1 pseudogene is annotated in these 484 nt (G+C 63.0%); it reads right to left on the bottom strand.

The window, feature by feature from the left end:
* Positions 1-484: pseudogene (locus JN414_RS16500) on the bottom strand (hypothetical protein); the annotation flags it as partial.

Here is a 484-nt window from a genome sequence, read left to right as displayed (position 1 = left end):
ATAACTGCCGTCATTCACCGAGATGCCCAGATCGGAATAGGTCCCGTTCAGGTCATCCAGCTGGTCCTGGAGTTTGGCTGTCACGTCATCGCTGGCGTGCTTGGTGCGTGTGCTGCCGATAGACAGTTGCCCGTCCGAGCCCACCACGCTGTCATAGACGTAGTGGGTCTTGGAAAAGAGGCCACCGAGCAGACCGCCCAGACCGCCACCGATCACCCCGCCAAGCATGGTGCCGATCACCGGAATGAAAGACCCGGCCACGGCACCCGCCGCAGCCCCGAGGCCGCTGCCAAGCGTGCCATAGGTGCCGCCACCAATAGAGGACAGCGCCGAGCCCAGACCCATGCCGCCGCCAATCCCGCCCAGAAGACTGCCAACCGATGCGGTACCAAACAGATTGGTTTTCAGACCAGACGACAGCCAGGACGAGGATCCGGACGACAGGAGACTGGAGCCCCCGGATGAGAACGCCGACGCAGACGTG

The sequence above is a fragment of the Gluconobacter sp. Gdi genome (genome assembly GCF_014132155.1).
Classification (GTDB): domain Bacteria; phylum Pseudomonadota; class Alphaproteobacteria; order Acetobacterales; family Acetobacteraceae; genus Gluconobacter.
Note: the sequence above shows the minus strand (reverse complement) of the source record. Positions and strands in the feature narration are given on the sequence as shown.